The sequence below is a fragment of the Actinoalloteichus spitiensis RMV-1378 genome (assembly GCF_000239155.1).
Taxonomy (GTDB): domain Bacteria; phylum Actinomycetota; class Actinomycetes; order Mycobacteriales; family Pseudonocardiaceae; genus Actinoalloteichus_B; species Actinoalloteichus_B spitiensis.
Genome location: NZ_AGVX02000297.1, coordinates 1 through 3,963, shown reverse-complemented (window position 1 = coordinate 3,963; position 3,963 = coordinate 1). Strand labels below are relative to the sequence as shown.

The following is a 3,963-nucleotide window of genomic DNA, read 5'->3' as shown; positions in this document are numbered from 1 at the left end:
CCCCCGCCGGCGCCAAGGGGTCGCCGGTGCACCGCCTCGTCCGCTCCTGGGGGCGCCGGCCGCCGGAACCGGGCCGAGGTGTGGTGACCCCGCCCCCGCCACCACGGCCCAGCGGGACACGGTCGAGGCCCCGGGGCCCGGCCCGGCGGTCCGCCGCCGCTCCCCTCAGCCGCTGGTGAACCGCGCCCGGTAGAGGTCGCGGAGGAGGGCGATCTCGGCGCCGTGGTGGATGACCTCCCGGTTGATGTGCAGGACCAGGGTGGCCATGTCGTGCTCCGCCCACGGCCCCTCCGCCGGGCCGACCGGGCGGAGCAGCGCCGCGTCGTCCAGGGCGGCCACCCCCTCCCGCCAGGCTCGGTACTGCTCCCGCACCAGGCCCACGCCCGCCTCCGCCGTAATCGGCCAGGGCGCGTTCTCCAGGGTCAACGACCCGTCCCCGAAGTGGTTGCTGGCGCGCAGACCGAGCACCGGGATCGCGATGTGCGCCAGCCGCCACGCGATGGTGGTGAAGGGCGGTGGTTCGGGCGCGGGCCACTGCCAGTCGATCGCGGGAGCCCCGTCCTCGCCGACCCGCACCGTCCAACAGCCCGGCACGGGTTCCCAGTGGAACTCCTCGTCGGTGAGACCGGCCAGTGCCGGCTCCAGGTTGTGCTCCCAGTAGAAGACCAGTTGGTCGAGGAGTTCGGCACGCCAGTTCATCTGAGGCCCCCATGCGGTCTGACCGGTTCGTCGGCAGCGGTCCACGCTAACCACCGGGTCCGACACCGCACCGCTCCGCGACCGCACCGCGTCCCCTCTCGGATGCGAAGCCGGCCATGGACGGGGCGCACCACGGCTTCCCTCGGCCCCGCCCGCCCCGCGACCAACCGCCACCCTGGCCCCCGGTAATCCGGTCGTTCGGCCGTCCCGCCCGCCGCTAGCATCGGAGCCCTCATGACGGCAACACTCGTCGCCAGCGGGCTGGCCGCGGCACACGGAGACCGCGTTCTCTTCTCCGGACTCGATCTCGTCGTCGCCCCCGGGGACGTCATCGGCCTGGTCGGCGCGAACGGCGCCGGCAAGTCGACCCTGCTGCGGATGTTGGCGGGGCTGCGCCCGGCGGACGAGGGCACGGTGCGGCTCAACCCGCCCACCGCCACCGTCGGTCACCTCCCCCAGGAACCGGACCGCCGCCCGGAGGAGACGGTGCGGGACTTCCTCGCCCGCCGCACCGGGGTCGCCGCCGCCCAACGCGCCCTGGACGAGGCGACCGAGGCGTTGAGCGCCGGCCGACCCGGATCCGACACCGCCTACGCCGAGGCACTGGACCGGTGGTTGTCCCTGGGCGGCGCCGACCTCGACGACCGCGCCGAGCAGGTCGCCGAGGACGTGGGGATCGGGGTGGGGCTGGACCAGGTGATGCCGTCACTGTCCGGCGGGCAGGCCGCGAAGGCGGGCATGGCCTCGCTGCTGCTCAGCCGGTACGACGTGTTCCTGTTGGACGAGCCCACCAACGACCTCGACCTGGCCGGCCTCGAACGCCTGGAACGGTTCGTCCGGGACCTGCGGGCGGGCACGGTGCTGGTCAGCCACGACCGCGAGTTCCTCGCCCGCACCGTCACCCAGGTGCTGGAACTGGACCTCGCCCAGCAGCAGATCAGGCTCTACGGCGGCGGCTACGACTCCTACCTGGAGGAACGGGAGGTCACCCGGCGGCACGCCCGGGAGGCCTACGAGGAGTACGCGGCGACCCGGGCCGGCCTGGAGGCCAGGGCCCGCACCCAACGGGCCTGGATGGAGAAGGGCGTGAAGAACGCCCGCCGGAAGGCCACCGACAACGACAAGATCGGCCGCAAGTACCGGGCGGAGGCCACGGAGAAGCAGGCCGCGAAGGCCCGCCAGATCGACCGGCTCATCGAACGGTTGGAGGTGGTCGAGGAGCCCCGCAAGGAGTGGGAGCTGCGGATGTCCATCGCCGACGCGCCCCGCAGCGGCGGCGTGGTGGCCGTGGCCCGGGCGGCGGTGGCCCGCCGGGGCTCGTTCACGCTGGGGCCGGTGGACGTGCAGATCGACCGCACCGACCGGGTCGCGATCACCGGCCGCAACGGCGCGGGGAAGTCCACCCTGTTGGGGATGCTGCTGGGCAGGGTGCCGGTGGAGTCCGGGCAGACCAGCCTGGGGGCCGGTGTCCTGGTGGGCGAGGTCGACCAGGCCCGGGCCCTGTTCCTCGGTGACGACACCCTGCTGGCCGCCTTCGGCGCGGAGGTGCCGGACTGGGTGCCCGCCGAGGTGCGGACCCTGCTGGCGAAGTTCGGGTTGACCGCCGACCACGTGCTGCGCCCCGCCTCCCAGCTGTCGCCGGGCGAACGGACCCGGGCGGCGCTGGCGTTGTTGCAGGCGCGCGGGGTGAACCTGTTGGTGTTGGACGAGCCGACGAACCACCTGGACCTGCCGGCGATCGAGCAGCTGGAGTCGGCACTGGCCTCCTACGAGGGCACGTTGCTGCTGGTCACCCATGACCGGCGGATGGTGGAGGCCGTGCACACCACCCGCCACCTGGTGGTGGCCGACGGGCGGGTCACCGAGGTCTGAGGACGGCAGCACCCGGTCGTCCCGTCGTGCCGACTCCGCCAGCGTGCTGACCACTCCGCCCGGCGGGGGTGGCGGGCACCGGCGGCGCACCACGACCGGGCTGGGCTCCGACGGCCCGCACCCCACCTCCGGCCAGGTGCCGAGCGAGCCGGGCGATGCCGCACCGGACGTGCGGACGCGGTCAACGGCCCTCGGCGATCCGCCCGGCCCGACCCTCCGGTTTCCCGGGACGGAACGCGGGTCCCGGGTCGTCCAACCGGGCCCACTCGCCGTGTTTGAAACTGGCCCGCCCGGCGAAGCTCACGTTGACCGCATCCCGTGCCTCCCACGCCCAGAACCGCACCCGACCCCCGGGCGGAACGCGCCGCCGACGCCGCTTCATCGTCGCCGGGGGCACCACGACGTCCGGGATCCCCCACCGCCGGGCAAGGTCCCGCGTCGCGTGCAACGCGGCCGTGGTCAGTTCGGGGAACTCCGCGCAGTGCCGCACCTGGGCGCGGCAGAGCACCAGCCGCCGGTAGTCGAAGGTCCCCGCCAGGTAGGTGACACCGGGCGCGATGACCGGGCCACACCCGACGTCGACGTCGACGTGCCCGTAGAGCCGGCCGTCCTCCACCGGCGGATCGGCCGAACAGCGGGTGAGCCACTCGCCGCTGAACTCGTCGCGGCCGGTCACGGCCGGCCCGCGAGATCACGGAGCCGGGTGGCGCCGGCGCGGATGACGGTCTGGGCGTGCGGGTAGGCCGTTCGGGCCCGGGCGGCGCCGTCGGGAGTGGCCATCAGCAGGACGCCCCGGCGGTCGTGGAAGCAGCGGGCCCGCTGGAGGAGCCGCCGGTCCTCCAGCCGGTGGGCGATCCGGGTGAGACCGCTGGGGCCGATGCCGAGGGCCTCGGCCACCGACCCGGCCTGCCGGGGCTGGCGGTCGAGTTCGAGGAGCACCAGCAGGTCGATGAGGCGCAGTGCTCCGGGAAGTGGGGTCGCGTCGCAGTCGCGGACGGTCCGGCGAATGGCGATCCAGGCGTCCGGCGGGGTGAGGGGCATGCGTTTCCTTCCGCTGAGGGCCGGGTGGGGCCGGGTGGCCGCCCCGCCGGGGAGGACGGGGCGGCGTGCACACGGTGGTGGGCCTCGTCCTGGGCACCACCTCCTTCCTGGTCGCCGTCGGGCTTCCTGGTCGCGGGTCGGGGCAGGGTGAGGGGAGGTCCCTGGCCGACACGGCGCGCTGCCAGCGATCACCGGGGACAGTCGTCGGTGGTGGCCACCGCCAGCGGCGGAAGACCGTGCCGATGGGGTCGCCGCGACCGGAGACCACACGGGACGGACTCCGGGGGCGGAGCCGAGGGCGGAGCCGTCCTCCTCACGGCAGCGGGGCGCGTGGCTGGTCCGGCCGAGCCG

Annotated in this window: 4 protein-coding genes; 1 reads left to right on the top strand and 3 read right to left on the bottom strand. The window is 74.6% G+C overall.

Annotated elements, in window-relative coordinates:
* Window positions 1-165 precede the first annotated feature (165 nt).
* Window positions 166-699, bottom strand: coding sequence for a DinB family protein (locus tag ACTIDRAF_RS0213690; protein ID WP_016699303.1), 534 nt, complete (start codon window positions 697-699; stop codon window positions 166-168).
* Window positions 700-933: 234 nt separating this feature from the next.
* Here ACTIDRAF_RS0213690 and ACTIDRAF_RS0213685 point away from each other — a divergent pair, with 234 nt between their 5' ends.
* Complete coding sequence (locus tag ACTIDRAF_RS0213685) at window positions 934-2,571, top strand: ABC-F family ATP-binding cassette domain-containing protein (RefSeq protein WP_016699302.1); 1,638 nt, start codon at window positions 934-936, stop codon at window positions 2,569-2,571.
* A gap of 181 nt (window positions 2,572-2,752) precedes the next feature.
* Here ACTIDRAF_RS0213685 and ACTIDRAF_RS0213680 read toward each other — a convergent pair whose 3' ends face one another.
* On the bottom strand, window positions 2,753-3,247 hold the full coding sequence (locus tag ACTIDRAF_RS0213680; protein ID WP_016699301.1) for a hypothetical protein: 495 nt from the start codon (window positions 3,245-3,247) through the stop codon (window positions 2,753-2,755).
* On the bottom strand, window positions 3,244-3,612 hold the full coding sequence (locus ACTIDRAF_RS31965) for a MarR family winged helix-turn-helix transcriptional regulator (RefSeq protein WP_016699300.1): 369 nt from the start codon (window positions 3,610-3,612) through the stop codon (window positions 3,244-3,246). Before ACTIDRAF_RS31965 ends, ACTIDRAF_RS0213680 begins: the two co-directional genes overlap by 4 nt.
* Window positions 3,613-3,963 lie beyond the last annotated feature (351 nt).